A 14,896-nucleotide genomic window follows, 5' to 3' on the forward strand; every position below is an offset into this window, starting at 1 on the left:
TTCTTATTCTCTATGGTACGGATGATTGTTATTCAGGCTCCATGCCCGGTAAAGACTTTCTGCGACGATTAACCTGACCACCGGATGGGGCAATGTTAATTTAGACAAAGACCAGCGTTGCTCAGCTGCCGCCAGGCATTCATCAGAAAGGCCCTCAGGCCCGCCGATTAATAGAGTGACATCTCTGCCGTCCATTTGCCACTTCTCTAATTGCTGAGCAAGCTTAGGCGTGTCCCAGGCCTGACCTGTGACCTCTAAAGTGACAATTCGGTTCCCTTTGGGTATTGCTTGCAGCAGCGATTTGCCTTCTTGTTGCATAACGCGGTTTAAGTCTGCTTTGCGTGTTCGCTTTTGAGCCGCTATTTCATGCAGCACTAGCTTACAATCCGCCGGGAACCGTTTTTTATATTCGCTGAAGCCTTCAGTAACCCACGTGGGCATTTTGGTGCCAACGGCGAGTAATTGAATTTGCACTGATTAGCCCCAGAGTTTTTCTAATTGATAGAAGTCGCGAATACTGTCTTGCATAACATGTATAACAACATCACCAAGGTCAACTAAAACCCACTCCGACTGTTCTCCACCTTCTACGCCAATAGGCGGCGTGCCAGCATGCTTTGCTTCTGTCGCTACATGTTCAGCAATGCTTCTTACATGCGTTTTCGAGCTGCCAGAGCAAATGATCATGTAGTCAACAACGTCGGTTTTATCATGAACATCTAAAATTTGAACGTCACGACCTTTAAGATCATCGATTTTATCAATGACAAATTCACGCAATTCTTCTGCCTGCAAAAGATTTTCTCCGATTTAAGGATTAAAACCCGAAGTTTAACAGAAATTAGGAAAAGTGTTCAGTTACAAATACAGCTGATGTTGTCTTATATAGTCATAAACATTGGAAGGTAGTGGCAGGTTTTTTTCACGCTGCTGAAGTTGTTTCCGCAGTTCAGTGGCGGAAACATCGACCATTGGAGTTTCTGCAATATAAAGCAGCCCCTGGCTTTGTGTATTCAAGGCGTTTTTATTGCGGGTCAGATGGACTGAAATAAACTCTTTGAGCTCGTCGTTTTTAGGGTTAAAAGGAACTCCTGCTCTTGGCATAACAACAAGGTGAGCACACTCAATAAGCTGGCGCCAATGATGCCAGCGGTGAAGACTCATTAATGAATCCATCCCCATTACAAAGAGTAGGGTGTCATCAGGGAACTGAGTTTTAAATTCACTTAATGTATTGGCAGTAAAGGACGGTCTGTCCTGTCTTAATTCCCAGTCCTCGACAGTGAAAGCCTTGTGGTATTGAGACGCAAGCTTAACCATGTCTAACCGCTGCTCAGGACTGGCATCCGGTTGTGGACGATGCGGCGGCACCGCGCTTGGCATTAATGCTAAAGTTGAAATACCGAGCTCTTTCACCAGAGCGGCTGCCGTTTGCAGGTGCCCGTTATGAATAGGATCGAAGGTGCCGCCAAAAATTGCGCGTATCATAGCTGAATAAATTTTTCGTTCGGTTCAATGCCGTGGTTAAATACCGAAAGTCCGTCATTAATGGCGTTGGCATTAGTGCAGCAAAGTAAACTGAGTAGATGTGTTGTCAATGTAAGAGGAGATTCGCCGCTATCGAGCTTAAGCGCCGCTTCTATTCTCTCAATGAGTTGCTGTGCACTCAATAGAGTTTGCTGGCTCAATTGATTTGCGCGCTGGTGATACCCCGGTTGCTGATTAGGCCAAATCATAAATTGACGGAAAAGCGCGTTTGTATCGGTTTGTGTCTGCTTAGCTTTTTGCAACGCTGTTAGCAATTGTACTTCGCGCTGCAAAATCCAGATAAGCCTGTGAAAGTCATTTTCTTCGTCCAGTAAGCGCTCGAGGCGATGCAACGCACCTTCGAAATCTTGCTGCTGAATACTTTCCTGCAGCGCAAACACACTAAAGCGGCTGACATCATCAATGGAGCTTTTCAGAAAGTCTTCCGTAATGACACCATCGTTGCTCAGCAATTGCCATTTACTGAGTTCCTGATCCAGAGCAAGTAAATTTCCTTCAAACCAGTCTGATAACTTTTCCGGGACACCCGCGGCGAGAGTGAGTTGATAACGCTGAGCACGCTGGTGAATAAAGGCGGGCAACTGTGACTTATCCGGGCTTTGGGTGCGAACCAGCGGACCGCGTTCTGCCAGTGCTTTAAACCAGCGACTGTTTTGGGTCTCTTTTTTTAACCGGTCGCCAATAACAACCAGAATTTCGCTGTCGGCCTGATTCTTTGCGTATTCGGTCAATGCGGCAGAACCGTCCCGACCGGGTTTGTTTTCGGGCAATTCCAGCTCAACCAGCCGCATATTGCCAAACAGGCTCATTGACTGCTCACCGGCAGACAGTTGCTGCCAGTCGAAGTCTTTACTTTGTAACCAATGCACCCGCTCGAGGTCATCACTGGCTAAGCTTTTTCGAATACTAGCCAGCGCGTCGTTCCTGAGTAAAAGGTCATCACCAAACACTAGCAGGACAGGGGGAATCCCATTCTGTTGCAGGAAGTGTTCGAGCTTTTCAGGGTAGATAGTTTGCATTGGCTAGGAATTCGATTCCGACATTTCGGATATGATTTGTTGCAAAATAAGGCGTGACGCTTCGGCTCTCATTTCATCGACCAGCATTTCCCGTTCGCGGGTTTTAGCCAATACAAAGTTAGGGTCGTCCTGATAGTCCCGCGCGACTTCAACCGTTCGCTCAAGTAGCAGTTTTTCGTTGTTGAACAACTGATAATTGACCTGATACAAAAGCTCGTATTCTGCAACCTGGCCACTTTCAAACAACGACAATGTTCTTCGCTCTAACTTATCTGAAAGAAGCCGAACAACAACAGGCTGTTCCGCTTTAGATACCTGGATCCCCGAATGAATAAAGCGCTGCTCCATATGCTCACTTAATTCTTTTGAAACATGGCTTTGCAGAGAAACCGCCTGCAACGTTTCCGGTAGCTGGTAGTTTCCGCGTAGCTGAAAGCCACACCCGTTAAGAGTGGCTATCAGCAGCAGGGTGAGTACAAGGTTTAAGGTAACGCGCATAGGTTATCCAACAACAATATTGAGAATTTTTCCGGGCACGTAGATTTTCTTACGAACGTCTTTGCCCTCAGTATGCTTTTGTACAGCTTCTTCATCAAAAGCAATTTGCTCAACTTGTTCCGCGGAAGCGTCGGCCGGTACGGTTAATTTGGCTCGAACCTTGCCATTAATTTGCACCACAATCAGTTTTTCGTCTTCAACCAACGCACTTTCGTCAACGGCCGGCCAGTCAGCGAAAGACAGCGGCTCCTGATGCCCCAGCTCCTGCCATAATTGCTCACAGATATGCGGTGTGATAGGCGCAAGCATACGAACCATCGCATCGATAGACTCAGCTAATACCTGACGGTCCGCTTCGCTTTCCAATGGCGCTTTTTGTAAGTGGTTGAGCAGCTCCATAATGGCTGCTATTGCTGTATTAAAGTGCTGGCGGCGTCCCATGTCATCGCTGACTTTAGCGATGGTTTTATGCAACTCGCGACGCAGCTGCTTTTGGTTTGCATTTAAGCTTTGACCTGAACAAGCGCCGCCGGCGTTATTTAAGTCGTAAGTCAGTTTCCATAGACGGCGTAAAAAGCGTTGCGCACCTTCAACACCAGAATCTGACCACTCCAGCGTCATTTCCGGTGGTGCGGCAAACATCATAAATAACCGTACGGTATCCGCGCCATAGCGTTCAACCATGGTTTGCGGGTCAATACCGTTATTTTTAGACTTTGACATTTTGCTCATGCCGCCGATATTAACCGGCTGGCCGTCTTGCTTATGTTTAGCTCCGGCGATGGCACCTTTGTCGTCACGCTCAATGTCAACTTCAAGAGGTGACACCCACTGCTTACCGCCTTTTTCATCTTCGCGGTAATAGCTGTCCGCCAGTACCATGCCTTGACACAGAAGACGCTTGAATGGCTCGTCAGATTCCACTAAGCCAGTATCGCGCAGTAACTTATGGAAGAAACGGGCATACAGCAAATGCAAAATGGCGTGTTCAATACCACCAATATATTGATCGACCGGTAGCCAATAGTTGGCTTTTTCTGGATCCAGCATCGCATCATCAGTTTGTGCGCTGCAGTAACGAGCGTAGTACCACGACGACTCCATAAAGGTGTCGAAGGTATCGGTTTCGTGTTCTGCCGGCTGGCCGTTATATTCTGTTTTACGCCATTCAGGGTCGGATTTTATCGGTGAATTCACACCGTCCATAACGACATTTTCAGGCAGTTTAACCGGTAGCTGATCTTCCGGCACTGGCACGGACTCACCATTTTCCAGATTCAGCATTGGAATTGGAGTTCCCCAGTAACGCTGACGAGATACCCCCCAGTCGCGCAAACGGTAGTTTATTTTACGCTCACCAATGCCTTTCTCTTTTAGCTCGGTTGCAATAGCGTCAAAGGCTTGAGCCGAGCTCATGCCGTTATACGGCCCCGAGTTAATAACGGTACCTTTCTCAGTAATGGCTGCTTTTTCAATGTCACTATCGCCACTAAGAGGTTCAATTACCGGGCGAATTTCCAACTGGTATTTCGTTGCAAACTCCCAGTCGCGCTGGTCATGTGCAGGCACGGCCATAACGGCACCGGAACCGTAATCCATTAAAACAAAGTTAGCGACCCACACCGGAATTTCTTCGCCGGTCATTGGGTGAACGGCTTTAATACCGGTGTCCATACCCAGCTTTTCCATGGTGGCAATATCAGCTTCTGCAACTTTGCTGTTTTTGCACTCCTCAATGAATTTAGCCAGTTCAGGATTCGTTTTAGCGGCTTCCGTAGCTAAAGGATGCTGTGCTGCAACGCCCATGTAGGTAACACCGTAAAGTGTGTCCGGACGGGTGGTATAAACGCGTAAAGTCTGCTCCGAGGAGGCGACCTTGAAGTCAATTTCGACACCCTCTGAGCGGCCGATCCAGTTACGTTGCATCGCTTTGACCTGTTCTGGCCAGCCATCAAGCTGATCCAAATCGTCTAACAGCTCTTCAGCGTAATCGGTTATTTTAATAAACCACTGAGGAATTTCTTTTTGCTCGACTTTAGCACCTGAACGCCAGCCTCGGCCGTCAATGACTTGCTCATTGGCCAACACCGTCTGGTCTACCGGGTCCCAGTTGACCGTCGCATTCTTCTTATACACCAGGCCTTTTTCATAAAGCTTAGTGAAGAACCATTGTTCCCAGCGATAATAATCCGGCGAGCAAGTCGCGAGCTCACGGTTCCAGTCGTAGCCAAAACCTAAGCTTTTTAACTGCTCGCGCATGTAATCGATATTTTGATAAGTCCATTTCGCCGGTGCCGTTTTATTTTGTATAGCGGCATTTTCAGCAGGTAGCCCAAAGGCATCCCAGCCCATAGGTTGCATAACATTCTTTCCGAGCATACGCTGATGACGGCTAATGACATCACCTAAAGTATAATTACGAACATGCCCCATGTGCAGCTTTCCGCTAGGGTAGGGGAACATAGACAGGCAGTAGAACTTGTCTTTGCCCGGCTGCTCCTTTGCCGTAAATACGTCTTGTTCCTGCCAGCGTTTTTGCATGGCAGATTCGATTTTGCTCGGATTGTATTGTTCTTGCATAATTCCTGCTGATTCCGTTTGAATTTAAATATCGGTTTAGCTAATTGCGTACCACATAAGAAGTACAACGACTATGCCGGCCAGACCAAAAAAACCGTTTTCAAAAACAGCGCGTTGTTTGACTTCGGCAGGCTCTGACTTATCAATGGCGAACAACATGAGCCAGGAAGTGAGTCCCAGACCACCTGCAGCAATAAGCACAGCAAAAAGAATAGCGTCAAATATATTTTCCATAATGAGATCCCTGTGAAAAAATGGAAAAGAACAGCAACAGAATAGTTCTGCTAAGCCTTTATAGTGTACTGATTTTCGCGCCCGATGACTATGTCTGAGCGTGTTTCTTAGTACGTTTTGTAGCGATTACAGGTAACAAGCCAAACAGAGCCAGAATTATAGCTCCCCAGTTACCAATTTTATTAAATAACGTTGAACCACTAACCGGATAAACATCGGCAGATAATGCTGTTGCGGTAAACTGCGGAGCCAGCTCTATATATTGGCCATGTTCGTCAACGGCAGCTGTGACACCATTATTCGTTGCCCGCAATAAGGGTTTGCCAAGCTCCATTGCACGCATCCGCGCTATTTGCATGTGTTGCCAGGGGCCGTGTGAATCACCAAACCAAGTGTCATTGCTAATGGTCACCAGATAGTCGGTATCGTCGTAGGTATTGCTACGAACTTGCCCTGCAAAAGCTATTTCATAGCATATTGCCATGGCCAGGTTACTACCGTTAGCTTTAAGGTTAGGTTGTTGGTATCCCCCGCGGCTAAATGACGACATTGGGAGGTTAAATAACGGAGCCAGCGGGCGTAAAAGGTCTTCAAAGGGAACAAATTCCCCTATGGGCAGCAGTTGATGTTTTTGGTAGCGGTTAGCATTGCCGTAACTGTAGCTTTCTTCGTCCAGCACTATAACCGAGTTGTAAAAATCGTCGTTTAATCTGTCGTAGTCAATAATACCGGTAATTAAGGCTGAGCCGTTCATGCTCGCAGACTGTTCTACTGTATTGAGGACATCACTCGCGTAGGGCTCAAGTGCCGTTATAGCGGATTCAGGCCAAATAACCAGATCGTGGTTAAACTTGGGACGGGTTAAATCAAGGTAGCGCAGAATATTCGGCCATTGCTGTTCAGCCTGCCATTTTAATGACTGTTGGATGTTGCCCTGTACCAGCAATACCGACATAGATTCTGCTTTTCTCTCTGTGGGTTGTATTTTAGGAAATACGACAGCGCAAGTGAGAAAAACAAGTGGAATTAAAAGCGACGCCGGCTTTTTGAATCTTAGCGCCAGAACCAAAGTAATGGCAGTAAACCAAAGAGCCACCGTAATACCGGTTTCACCAATAACCGGAGCCAACCCACCGAAAATACCATCAGTTTGGCTGTAGCCGAGACTTAGCCAGGGGAAGCCCGTGAATAGCCAGCCTCTGAGTAGCTCAGCAATAAGCCAAAAGAAAGGCAGGCTGAAGCGCCAGGCAAATTTACGATGAGAGAGCTTCTGCCAACACCAAAATGCAATTGCAGGAAACAGTGCTAAATAAGCAAAGAGTAGTACTAATAGAAGCAGCGTAACCGGAACCGGAACACCACCATACTGATCGATGCTAACGTAAATCCAGCTTAAACCGGCACCGAACCAACCCATGCCGAAGACAAAGCCCGCTCTGAATGCACGTTTAGGGGCGAGGGGCCATATCAGTCTTACCACTATAGGCAGTATGATAAACGGCAGCCAATGCCAGTGAAAAGGTGAATAAGACAGCGTCAGGAGAGCGCCGCAAATCACTAATAGCAAAGAGCGCGTAACGCTTCCTGAATGCTTCATCATTACTGTGCAGACTCCGGCGAGGTGTCGGTATCAGAGTCGAGACTGACTTGCAGTTGCTGAATACGTCTTTTATCTGCATTAGTGACCCGGAAGGTCATGTTGCCAAGCGTCACTTCTTCACCTGCCTGCGGTAAATGGCCAAAGCCGTGTGCGACCAGGCCACCAACGGTATCGTGTTCTTCATCACTGAAGTTGGTGTCAAAGTATTGGTTAAAATCTTCAATGGTAGTTAAAGCTTTTATCGAATAACGGCTTGGGCTAAGACGACGAATATTGGTCTTTTCGTCGTTACCATGAGCATCAGTTTCGTCTTCAATTTCGCCAACTATTTCTTCCAGAATGTCTTCAATAGTGACCAGACCAGACACTCCGCCGTATTCATCAACGACAATCGCCATATGATAGCGGTTGGAACGGAACTCTTTGAGCAATACGTCAACGCGCTTACTCTCCGGAACAATAACCGCCGGGCGCATAACTTTGTCCAGTGAAAAGGCTTCATCGGTCATATTAAAGCCGTAGCTGAGCAAATCCTTTGCTAACAGAATACCCTCAACGTGATCTTTATTGTCAGTAACAACCGGGTAACGACTGTGTTGAGAATCGATAACGATAGGCAGGAATTCGTCTACACCTTGGTGGATATCAATGGTGACCATTTGTGAGCGCGGGATCATAATGTCACGGACTTTAAGTTCAGCGACGTCGAGCACGCCTTCAATCATTTCTCTGGTATCGTTGTCTATCAGGTCGCGGTCTTCGGCGTCCTGAATCAAATCGACGAGTTCTTCTCTGCTTTTCGGCTCACCAGCGAATGCTTGCAGCAGTCTCGCTGCCCAGGATTTTCCCGATGAGCCGTTGGCTGAGTGGGGGTTGTCGTCGCTCATTGAGTGTTAAGCTCCATGTTGTCTGCGGTTTGATACGGGTCTGATATTCCCAGACTCGCTAAGATGTTACGTTCAATTTGTTCCATTTCTTCGGCTTCGTCGTCTTCAATATGATCGTAACCTAATAGGTGGAGAGTACCGTGTATCACCATATGCGTCCAGTGGTCGATGGCTGACTTTTGTTGCTCTTCAGCTTCACGTTCAACGACGCTCTGACAGATAACCAAATCACCTAACAAAGTGACGGGTAATTCGACTGGGCTATTGAAGGGGAAAGACAAAACATTGGTGGCGTAATCTTTATTACGGAACTCATTATTCAACTGCTGAGCTTCTTCTAATGCAGCAATGCGCACCGTTAGCTCAACCGCTTTATCATTTTCTTGCAGATAATCCAGAGTGGCTGCGACCCAACTGTGGACAGCGTTTTCCTCTGGAGCTTTGGTAATACCGTCAGCCAGTTGATAGTCTAGTGTTAAATCAGCCATTAGTTTTTATCAAATTCCTCGTAGGCTTGAACGATACGCTGCACTACGGGGTGGCGTACGACATCACCGGCCTGAAAGAAGGTAAAGCTGATGTCCGTGACTTTATTCAGCACCTCAATAGCATGCCTTAATCCTGAGCGTTGGCCCCGGGGCAAATCAACCTGAGTGATGTCGCCGGTAATAACAGCTCGTGAATTAAAACCAATACGGGTCAGGAACATCTTCATTTGTTCACAAGTGGTATTCTGGCTTTCATCTAAAATAATGAAGGCATCATTCAGCGTTCGACCACGCATGTATGCTAACGGAGCCACCTCAATGACGTTACGCTCAATCAGCTTTTCAACTTTTTCAAAGCCGAGCATTTCAAATAAAGCGTCATAAAGAGGGCGCAAGTAAGGGTCTACTTTCTGAGCTAAGTCTCCCGGTAAGAAACCCAGCTTTTCACCCGCCTCTACCGCCGGACGAGTTAAGAGAATACGGCGCACTTCCTGACGTTCCAAAGCATCTACTGCACAAGCTACTGCCAGATAAGTTTTTCCGGTACCGGCAGGTCCAATACCAAAATTAACGTCATGAGCCAGAATGGCACGAACATAACCCGCCTGATTATGATTGCGAGGCTTAATTAAGCCGCGTTTGGTTTTAATGTGAGTCATTTTTTCAGCGGCAGGGTCGCCTTGATCGTCGCTTTGCTCAAGAACTTTGGCCTGCTGAATGGCCAGGTGCACTTGTTCGGGTTCAACCTGGCCTTCTTTGCCTTTTACGGTTGCCGTCTCAATATAGAGGTCGAGTAATAATTTGTGCACGGCTGCAACGCTGGCTGCGTGACCTATCAACTGAAACTGATGACCGCGGTGTGTTATTTCTACGCCGAGGCGACGCTCTATATGCTTCAGATTCTCGTCTAAAGGGCCGCAGAGATTGGAAAGCCGACGTGAATCCGTCGGCTCTAGCTCAAAATCAAGTGTCTGTGTTTGTGGACTCAATCGTTTCCTCTTTATTTAACTGGCTTGTCGAGGCATTCGAACAACGCCTAATTCATCAGGCTCGCTCGATTTTCCTCTTTGCAAAATAATTTCTGGTGCCGTATCTACACGAAGCCCCATATCGGCTTCTTCCCGAATTAACTCACCGCGTAGCGAGTTAGGAAGAACTTCGGTAATACGTACATCAACGAACTGTCCAATCATATGGGGTTGACCAACAAAATTTACAACCCGATTGTTTTCAGTGCGTCCGGTAAGCTCCATCGGGTTCTTTTTCGATGGTCCGGTAACCAATATGCGTTGCTCCGTCTCCAGCATACGACGAGCGTGCGCCATAGACTGTTGGTTCAAACGTTGCTGTAATAGCTGCAGCCGCTTTTTCTTGGTTTCTTCACTAATGTCGTCAGGTAAATCAGCCGCTGGCGTTCCCGGGCGAGCACTATAAATAAAGCTGAAGCTCATGTCGAAGTCAATGCTCTGGATAAGATCCATGGTTGCTTCAAAATCGGCATCGCTTTCGCCGGGGAAACCGATGATAAAATCGGATGACATGGCGATATCAGGGCGCGCTTTTTTCAAGGCGCGAATTTTCGATTTGTATTCCAACGCCGTGTGACCACGCTTCATCATGGTCAATATACGGTCTGAACCACTTTGTACTGGTAAGTGTAAATGGCTGACCAGCTCCGGAATGGTTTTATAGGCTTCGGTAATGTCGTCTGTAAATTCAACCGGATGCGATGTGGTGTAGCGAATCCTGTCAATACCATCAATTGCCGCAACCAGGTGCAGCAATTCAGCAAAGCGGCACACTTCGCCGTCGTAATGCTCACCGCGATAGGCGTTAACGTTTTGTCCTAACAGGTTTACTTCACGGACGCCTTGTTCCGCCAGTTGTGCAATTTCATAAATGACATCGTCAACCGGGCGACTGACTTCTTCGCCGCGTGTGTAGGGCACAACACAGAATGAGCAATATTTGCTGCAGCCTTCCATAATAGAGACAAAGGCACTGGCACCGTCTGCTTTAGGCTCGGCTAAACGGTCAAACTTTTCAATTTCAGGAAAAGAGACGTCAACCATAGGTGCATGAGTCTCGCTGACCTGATTAACCATTTCTGGTAAGCGGTGCAGAGTCTGAGGACCAAAGATAATATCGACAAAAGGCGCGCGGGCGCGTATTTCATTGCCTTCCTGAGAAGCAACGCAGCCACCAACACCAATCAATAAATTCGGATTGTTCTTTTTCAGGTTTTTCCAGCGACCTAACTGGTGAAAAACCTTTTCCTGCGCTTTTTCGCGGATGGAACAGGTGTTCAAAAGAATGAGATCGGCATCTTCGGCTTCTTCGGCAACATCGTAGCCGTGGGTTGAGTGGAGCAATTCCGCCATTTTGGTGGAATCGTACTCGTTCATCTGGCAACCCCAGGTTTTGATATATAACTTCTTACTCATGACCACTCGATGGTTGATGGATTTCGTATAAGGCGCTTATTTTATCGCGTATTGGAGCAGATTGCCAAGTTTGAAATGATTAACTTTTGCGCCGTGTTCGTATGGCAAAATAGCCTGCAACAACAATGATTAACGCGCCCCACAGCATGTGCCAGGCAAGTTCCTCTCCAAATAACCAGTAGCCGAGTAAAGCGGCGAACAAAACTGAGCTGTAAGTAAACACTCCAACCTTTGCCGGTGGGGCGATGGAAAAAGCTTTGGTCATAGCCAATTGCCCATAAACTGCCAGCAAGCCCATAACAACAACTCCAAGCCAGTGCTGAGTTGGAATAGGTTGCCACAACCACAGCAGAGGAAGCCCTGAAGCAATGGTGGCCAGAGTAGAAAAATAAAATACAATTTTACTTGTCGATTCGGTGTCCGACATGCGGCGAATGACGGTTTTGGTGAAGGCTGCGAATGCGGCGGCTAAAAAGGCTAACCCGATGACAGGTGAAAGCTCGCTGTTCATAGGGTCGAGAAAAATAAAGACACCAATAAAACCCAGCCCAATAGCCAGCCAGGTTTGTTTAGCCACATAGTCGTGTAGCCAAAGCCAGCCAATAACTGGAATTAAAAAGGGGGACAGCAACAGAACCAGAGTAGCCTGCGCCAGCGGAATTGTCGCAATAGCGTAGAAAAACAAGTACATAGCGGCAATGCCCGCAGCACCACGAATAAGGTGCAGTTTCAGGCGTTCTGTTTTTAAGTTGCCAAGACCTTTTCGCCATAACCAGGGAAGAAGAACGAGAAAGGCCATCAGGTTACGAAAAAAGACCAATTGCTCGAAAGGTTGATCCTGACTGATGTATTTAACCAGCGCACTGACGCCTGCAAAACTGGCTTCGGCACTTAAAATAAGCAAAGAAGCAATAATGACCGCTTTTTGTGAACTTTCCCTGGTCTGCATAAAAAACACTCTGAACATCGTCTTATTGACTATGATAACGGAAATTCACCACGAGATGTGTTATTTATAAGGGTTAGCGGGAATGTGAGGAGAGAGCGCGCGGTACATGAAACAGCTATCAGTATTAATAAATGGCGGCGGAATGGTTGGTGCGTCGGCAGCGCTGGCATTAGCGCAGCACGGTGCAAATGTGACCTTACTTGAACCTTTTCCTCCGGGAAAAGACAGCGGTACAGACCCTGATTGGGATTTACGCATATCGTCTGTGAATAACAGCAATTGGGAATGGTTGCTAGAGTTAGGCATTGGCGTTTGTGTGCGTCAGCAGCGGGTTTTCGATTATCAGAAACTGAGCGTAACATCGCAAAGTGGCCATAACCTGAGCTTTCAGGCGAATGAAGCGGGCTTATCCAAACTTGGCGTTATGGTCGAAAATAATGCTTTGCAGCTTGCGCTATGGACAAAACTGCGCTCTCTTAAGCACGTTGATTTACGAGAAGGCGAAACGCTCGATAAACTCAATGCCGGGACAAAAACAGTGGTTTTAAGTCAGGGCGATACGCTCAGTTATGATCTGTTGTTGGGCTGTGACGGAGCCAATTCTAAAGTGGCGCAGCTTGCTGGTTTTCATTATCGGGGCTGGGACTACGAGCAACGTTGCTTATTAGCTAATGTCAGTCTGGAAAAGCCGATAGAACCTGAAACCTGGGAAGTTTTTCGCCCGCAGGGGCCTTATGCTCTATTGCCATTGACCGAGCAACAAGCTTGCCTTATAGACTACGGCTTACGTGACAACATCAACTCCCTGCAGAGAGACAAGGCGGGTCTTGAAGCTTATTTGCGAGAGACCTTTTCTCCCCATATTGGTAATTTCCGGGTACTTAAAAGTGCTAGTTTTGCGCTGCAGAGAAAACATGCTGCACACTACGTTAAAGAAGGCTCTATTGTTTTATTAGGCGATGCTGCTCACAGTATTCACCCTATGGCCGGGCAGGGCGTTAATCTGGGGTTTGCCGATGTTCGCTGTCTGGTTGAGGTACTACAGGAAAATACTCCAAGCGTAGCTTTGGATAAATACGAAAAGACCCGGCAAGGCGAAAATGCGAAAATGATGAGGATGATGGATGCCATACAGTTTGGTTGGCGCAGTCGTAATCCAGTTATGCAGTTTGCAACCGCAGCATCCTTGAAAGTAGCGGCTTTTCCGTGGGTTAAGCGTTGGTTGTTAAAGCAGGCTGTGGGCGAATAACAGGCACAAAAAAACCACCTTAAGGTGGCCTTTCTGTTTTTCCACTTTTACTTGAGTAAAATTATACTCAAATAAAGTGGTGCGGAGGGGGGGACTTGAACCCCCACGTCCTTACGGACACTAGCACCTGAAGCTAGCGCGTCTACCAATTCCGCCACCACCGCAACAGTAGTTAGTATGGCTGGGGCACCAGGGATCGAACCTGGGAATCGCGGGATCAAAACCCGCTGCCTTACCGCTTGGCTATGCCCCATCCTACTAAGATGGCAATCACTTTTGGAAACAACTAATGGCTGGGGCACCAGGGATCGAACCTGGGAATCGCGGGATCAAAACCCGCTGCCTTACCGCTTGGCTATGCCCCAATTTTAGCTGGCTCTGAGAGTTGGTGCGGACGGAGAGACTTGAACTCTCACGCCGTGAGGCACTGGAACCTAAATCCAGCGTGTCTACCAATTCCACCACGTCCGCATCATAATCAGTTAAAGGTTGGTGGCTACGGCGAGATTCGAACTTGCGACCCCAGCATTATGAGTGCTGTGCTCTAACCAGCTGAGCTACGTAGCCATACCTTTTTACTTACCGCTCTCTGTGAGTGCGGCGCGTATTATGCAAATCGCTCCGCAGCCCGTCAACCTATTTTTGAGAAAAAACGATATTAACGGGCGCGTTTGAGCAAAAAAGCAGTTATTTGCTTAAAAAGGCAGCAAATCACCAGGGCAGGCTTTCTCCGTTGCTATGAAAAAACTGTCCGGTGGTATCTAAATTCAATTCTTCAATGCGTTGCATTAAACGTTCAGCTGCGGTTTCCGGTGGAATATCTCCGGCGTGGTTAACCATCTCGGTTTGTACAAAGCCCGGATGCAGCAGAACAACGGAAATACCTTTATCTTTTAGGTCCAGCGCCAGAGATTTGCCCGCTGCATTTAATGCGGCTTTTGACATTCGGTAACCATAACGACTACCGGAACCATTATCGCCAATGGAACCCATACGACTGGTAATCAATGCCACCTTGCTGCCGCCCGTCAAGTTTTTAAGCAGAGCTTCAGTGACTCGTAGCGGGGCTAACGCATTGACCTCAAATTGAGCACGGATATTGCCGGCGTCTAGTTCACCCAGTTCGTCTTTATGAAGCAGTCCAGCGTTATTAATTAAAACATCAATTTTTTTATCACCGATGCTTTCCGTAAGACGAAGAAGATCTGACGCTTTTGTAACGTCAATGCCTTCAATAATATCGACATCTAACTCAGTCAGTTGCTTTGAGTTGTTACGGCAAACCGCAATAACTTTATAGCCTTTTTCAGCGTACTGGCGCGCAAACTCGTAGCCAATGCCGCGGTTTGCACCGGTAATTAAAACCTGTTGTTGACTCATTTTGTACTCCAAATACCAGG

The 14,896-nt window shown here is 47.3% G+C and carries 15 protein-coding genes and 5 tRNA genes; 1 reads left to right on the forward strand and 19 read right to left on the reverse strand.

Features of this window, described 5'->3' with window-relative positions; translation table 11 throughout:
• Positions 1 to 3 precede the first annotated feature (3 nt).
• The 13 genes from rlmH to DET62_RS01445 form a co-directional block, all read right to left on the reverse strand.
• Entirely contained in the window at positions 4 to 474 is a 471-nt protein-coding gene (gene rlmH / locus DET62_RS01385; RefSeq protein WP_110012607.1) for a 23S rRNA (pseudouridine(1915)-N(3))-methyltransferase RlmH, read from the reverse strand.
• Positions 475 to 477: 3 nt separating this feature from the next.
• Positions 478 to 795 carry a ribosome silencing factor gene (gene rsfS, locus DET62_RS01390; RefSeq protein ID WP_011234202.1) on the reverse strand — a complete coding sequence of 106 codons (318 nt, stop codon included), beginning with the start codon at positions 793 to 795 and terminating at the stop codon, positions 478 to 480.
• 63 nt (positions 796 to 858) lie between these two features.
• Entirely contained in the window at positions 859 to 1,488 is a 630-nt protein-coding gene (gene nadD / locus DET62_RS01395) for a nicotinate-nucleotide adenylyltransferase (protein ID WP_110012606.1), read from the reverse strand.
• The gene (gene holA / locus DET62_RS01400) at positions 1,485 to 2,567 is read right to left on the reverse strand and encodes a DNA polymerase III subunit delta (RefSeq protein WP_110012605.1); all 1,083 of its coding nucleotides are present in this window, start codon (positions 2,565 to 2,567) and stop codon (positions 1,485 to 1,487) included. Before holA ends, nadD begins: the two co-directional genes overlap by 4 nt.
• Before the next feature lie 3 nt (positions 2,568 to 2,570).
• A complete protein-coding gene (gene lptE / locus DET62_RS01405; protein ID WP_011234199.1) occupies positions 2,571 to 3,065 on the reverse strand; it encodes an LPS assembly lipoprotein LptE in 495 nt (164 codons plus the stop codon).
• Between the two features lie 3 nt (positions 3,066 to 3,068).
• Positions 3,069 to 5,645: a leucine--tRNA ligase gene (gene leuS / locus DET62_RS01410; protein WP_110012604.1), complete on the reverse strand. Its 2,577-nt coding sequence runs from the start codon at positions 5,643 to 5,645 to the stop codon at positions 3,069 to 3,071.
• A 36-nt stretch (positions 5,646 to 5,681) separates the two neighbouring features.
• Positions 5,682 to 5,879, reverse strand: coding sequence for a hypothetical protein (locus tag DET62_RS01415; RefSeq protein ID WP_011234197.1), 198 nt, complete (start codon positions 5,877 to 5,879; stop codon positions 5,682 to 5,684).
• 88 nt (positions 5,880 to 5,967) lie between these two features.
• Positions 5,968 to 7,479, reverse strand: a complete 1,512-nt coding sequence (gene lnt, locus DET62_RS01420) for an apolipoprotein N-acyltransferase (protein ID WP_110012603.1) — start codon at positions 7,477 to 7,479, stop codon at positions 5,968 to 5,970.
• Complete coding sequence (gene corC / locus DET62_RS01425) at positions 7,479 to 8,366, reverse strand: CNNM family magnesium/cobalt transport protein CorC (RefSeq protein ID WP_034820206.1); 888 nt, start codon at positions 8,364 to 8,366, stop codon at positions 7,479 to 7,481. Before corC ends, lnt begins: the two co-directional genes overlap by 1 nt.
• A complete protein-coding gene (gene ybeY, locus DET62_RS01430) occupies positions 8,363 to 8,854 on the reverse strand; it encodes an rRNA maturation RNase YbeY (RefSeq protein WP_011234194.1) in 492 nt (163 codons plus the stop codon). The genes corC and ybeY overlap by 4 nt, the downstream gene beginning before the upstream one ends.
• The gene (locus DET62_RS01435) at positions 8,854 to 9,843 is read right to left on the reverse strand and encodes a PhoH family protein (protein WP_110012602.1); all 990 of its coding nucleotides are present in this window, start codon (positions 9,841 to 9,843) and stop codon (positions 8,854 to 8,856) included. The genes ybeY and DET62_RS01435 overlap by 1 nt, the downstream gene beginning before the upstream one ends.
• 15 nt (positions 9,844 to 9,858) lie before the next feature.
• Entirely contained in the window at positions 9,859 to 11,298 is a 1,440-nt protein-coding gene (miaB, locus tag DET62_RS01440; RefSeq protein WP_011234192.1) for a tRNA (N6-isopentenyl adenosine(37)-C2)-methylthiotransferase MiaB, read from the reverse strand.
• 79 nt (positions 11,299 to 11,377) lie between these two features.
• Complete coding sequence (locus tag DET62_RS01445; protein WP_011234191.1) at positions 11,378 to 12,247, reverse strand: DMT family transporter; 870 nt, start codon at positions 12,245 to 12,247, stop codon at positions 11,378 to 11,380.
• 106 nt (positions 12,248 to 12,353) lie between these two features.
• Here DET62_RS01445 and DET62_RS01450 point away from each other — a divergent pair, with 106 nt between their 5' ends.
• On the forward strand, positions 12,354 to 13,496 hold the full coding sequence (locus tag DET62_RS01450; protein WP_110012601.1) for an FAD-dependent oxidoreductase: 1,143 nt from the start codon (positions 12,354 to 12,356) through the stop codon (positions 13,494 to 13,496).
• 77 nt (positions 13,497 to 13,573) lie between these two features.
• On the opposite strand, the gene DET62_RS01455 is transcribed toward DET62_RS01450, so the two are convergent.
• The 6 genes from DET62_RS01455 to DET62_RS01480 form a co-directional block, all read right to left on the reverse strand.
• A tRNA-Leu gene (locus tag DET62_RS01455) sits at positions 13,574 to 13,660 on the reverse strand.
• A gap of 14 nt (positions 13,661 to 13,674) precedes the next feature.
• A tRNA-Gln gene (locus DET62_RS01460) sits at positions 13,675 to 13,749 on the reverse strand.
• Positions 13,750 to 13,786: 37 nt separating this feature from the next.
• Positions 13,787 to 13,861: transfer RNA gene (locus DET62_RS01465), tRNA-Gln, on the reverse strand.
• 21 nt (positions 13,862 to 13,882) lie between these two features.
• A tRNA-Leu gene (locus tag DET62_RS01470) sits at positions 13,883 to 13,967 on the reverse strand.
• A 19-nt stretch (positions 13,968 to 13,986) separates the two neighbouring features.
• A tRNA-Met gene (locus DET62_RS01475) sits at positions 13,987 to 14,063 on the reverse strand.
• A 144-nt stretch (positions 14,064 to 14,207) separates the two neighbouring features.
• The gene (locus DET62_RS01480) at positions 14,208 to 14,876 is read right to left on the reverse strand and encodes an SDR family oxidoreductase (RefSeq protein WP_110012600.1); all 669 of its coding nucleotides are present in this window, start codon (positions 14,874 to 14,876) and stop codon (positions 14,208 to 14,210) included.
• Positions 14,877 to 14,896: the final 20 nt, after the last annotated feature.

Origin of the sequence: Idiomarina sp. H2, assembly GCF_004364275.1 — a bacterium.
Classification (GTDB): Bacteria; Pseudomonadota; Gammaproteobacteria; order Enterobacterales; family Alteromonadaceae; genus Idiomarina; species Idiomarina loihiensis.

What these genes read in the sequence shown, in the direction of transcription:
- nadD (WP_110012606.1), bottom strand. Translation starts at nt 1,488, where the DNA reads ATGATACGCGCAATTTTTGGCGGCACCTTCGATCCTATTCATAACGGG.
- holA (WP_110012605.1), bottom strand. Translation starts at nt 2,567, where the DNA reads ATGCAAACTATCTACCCTGAAAAGCTCGAACACTTCCTGCAACAGAAT.
- lptE (WP_011234199.1), bottom strand. Translation starts at nt 3,065, where the DNA reads ATGCGCGTTACCTTAAACCTTGTACTCACCCTGCTGCTGATAGCCACT.
- leuS (WP_110012604.1), bottom strand. Translation starts at nt 5,645, where the DNA reads ATGCAAGAACAATACAATCCGAGCAAAATCGAATCTGCCATGCAAAAA.
- DET62_RS01415 (WP_011234197.1), bottom strand. Translation starts at nt 5,879, where the DNA reads ATGGAAAATATATTTGACGCTATTCTTTTTGCTGTGCTTATTGCTGCA.
- lnt (WP_110012603.1), bottom strand. Translation starts at nt 7,479, where the DNA reads ATGATGAAGCATTCAGGAAGCGTTACGCGCTCTTTGCTATTAGTGATT.
- corC (WP_034820206.1), bottom strand. Translation starts at nt 8,366, where the DNA reads ATGAGCGACGACAACCCCCACTCAGCCAACGGCTCATCGGGAAAATCC.
- ybeY (WP_011234194.1), bottom strand. Translation starts at nt 8,854, where the DNA reads ATGGCTGATTTAACACTAGACTATCAACTGGCTGACGGTATTACCAAA.
- miaB (WP_011234192.1), bottom strand. Translation starts at nt 11,298, where the DNA reads ATGAGTAAGAAGTTATATATCAAAACCTGGGGTTGCCAGATGAACGAG.
- DET62_RS01445 (WP_011234191.1), bottom strand. Translation starts at nt 12,247, where the DNA reads ATGCAGACCAGGGAAAGTTCACAAAAAGCGGTCATTATTGCTTCTTTG.
- DET62_RS01450 (WP_110012601.1), top strand. Translation starts at nt 12,354, where the DNA reads ATGAAACAGCTATCAGTATTAATAAATGGCGGCGGAATGGTTGGTGCG.
- DET62_RS01480 (WP_110012600.1), bottom strand. Translation starts at nt 14,876, where the DNA reads ATGAGTCAACAACAGGTTTTAATTACCGGTGCAAACCGCGGCATTGGC.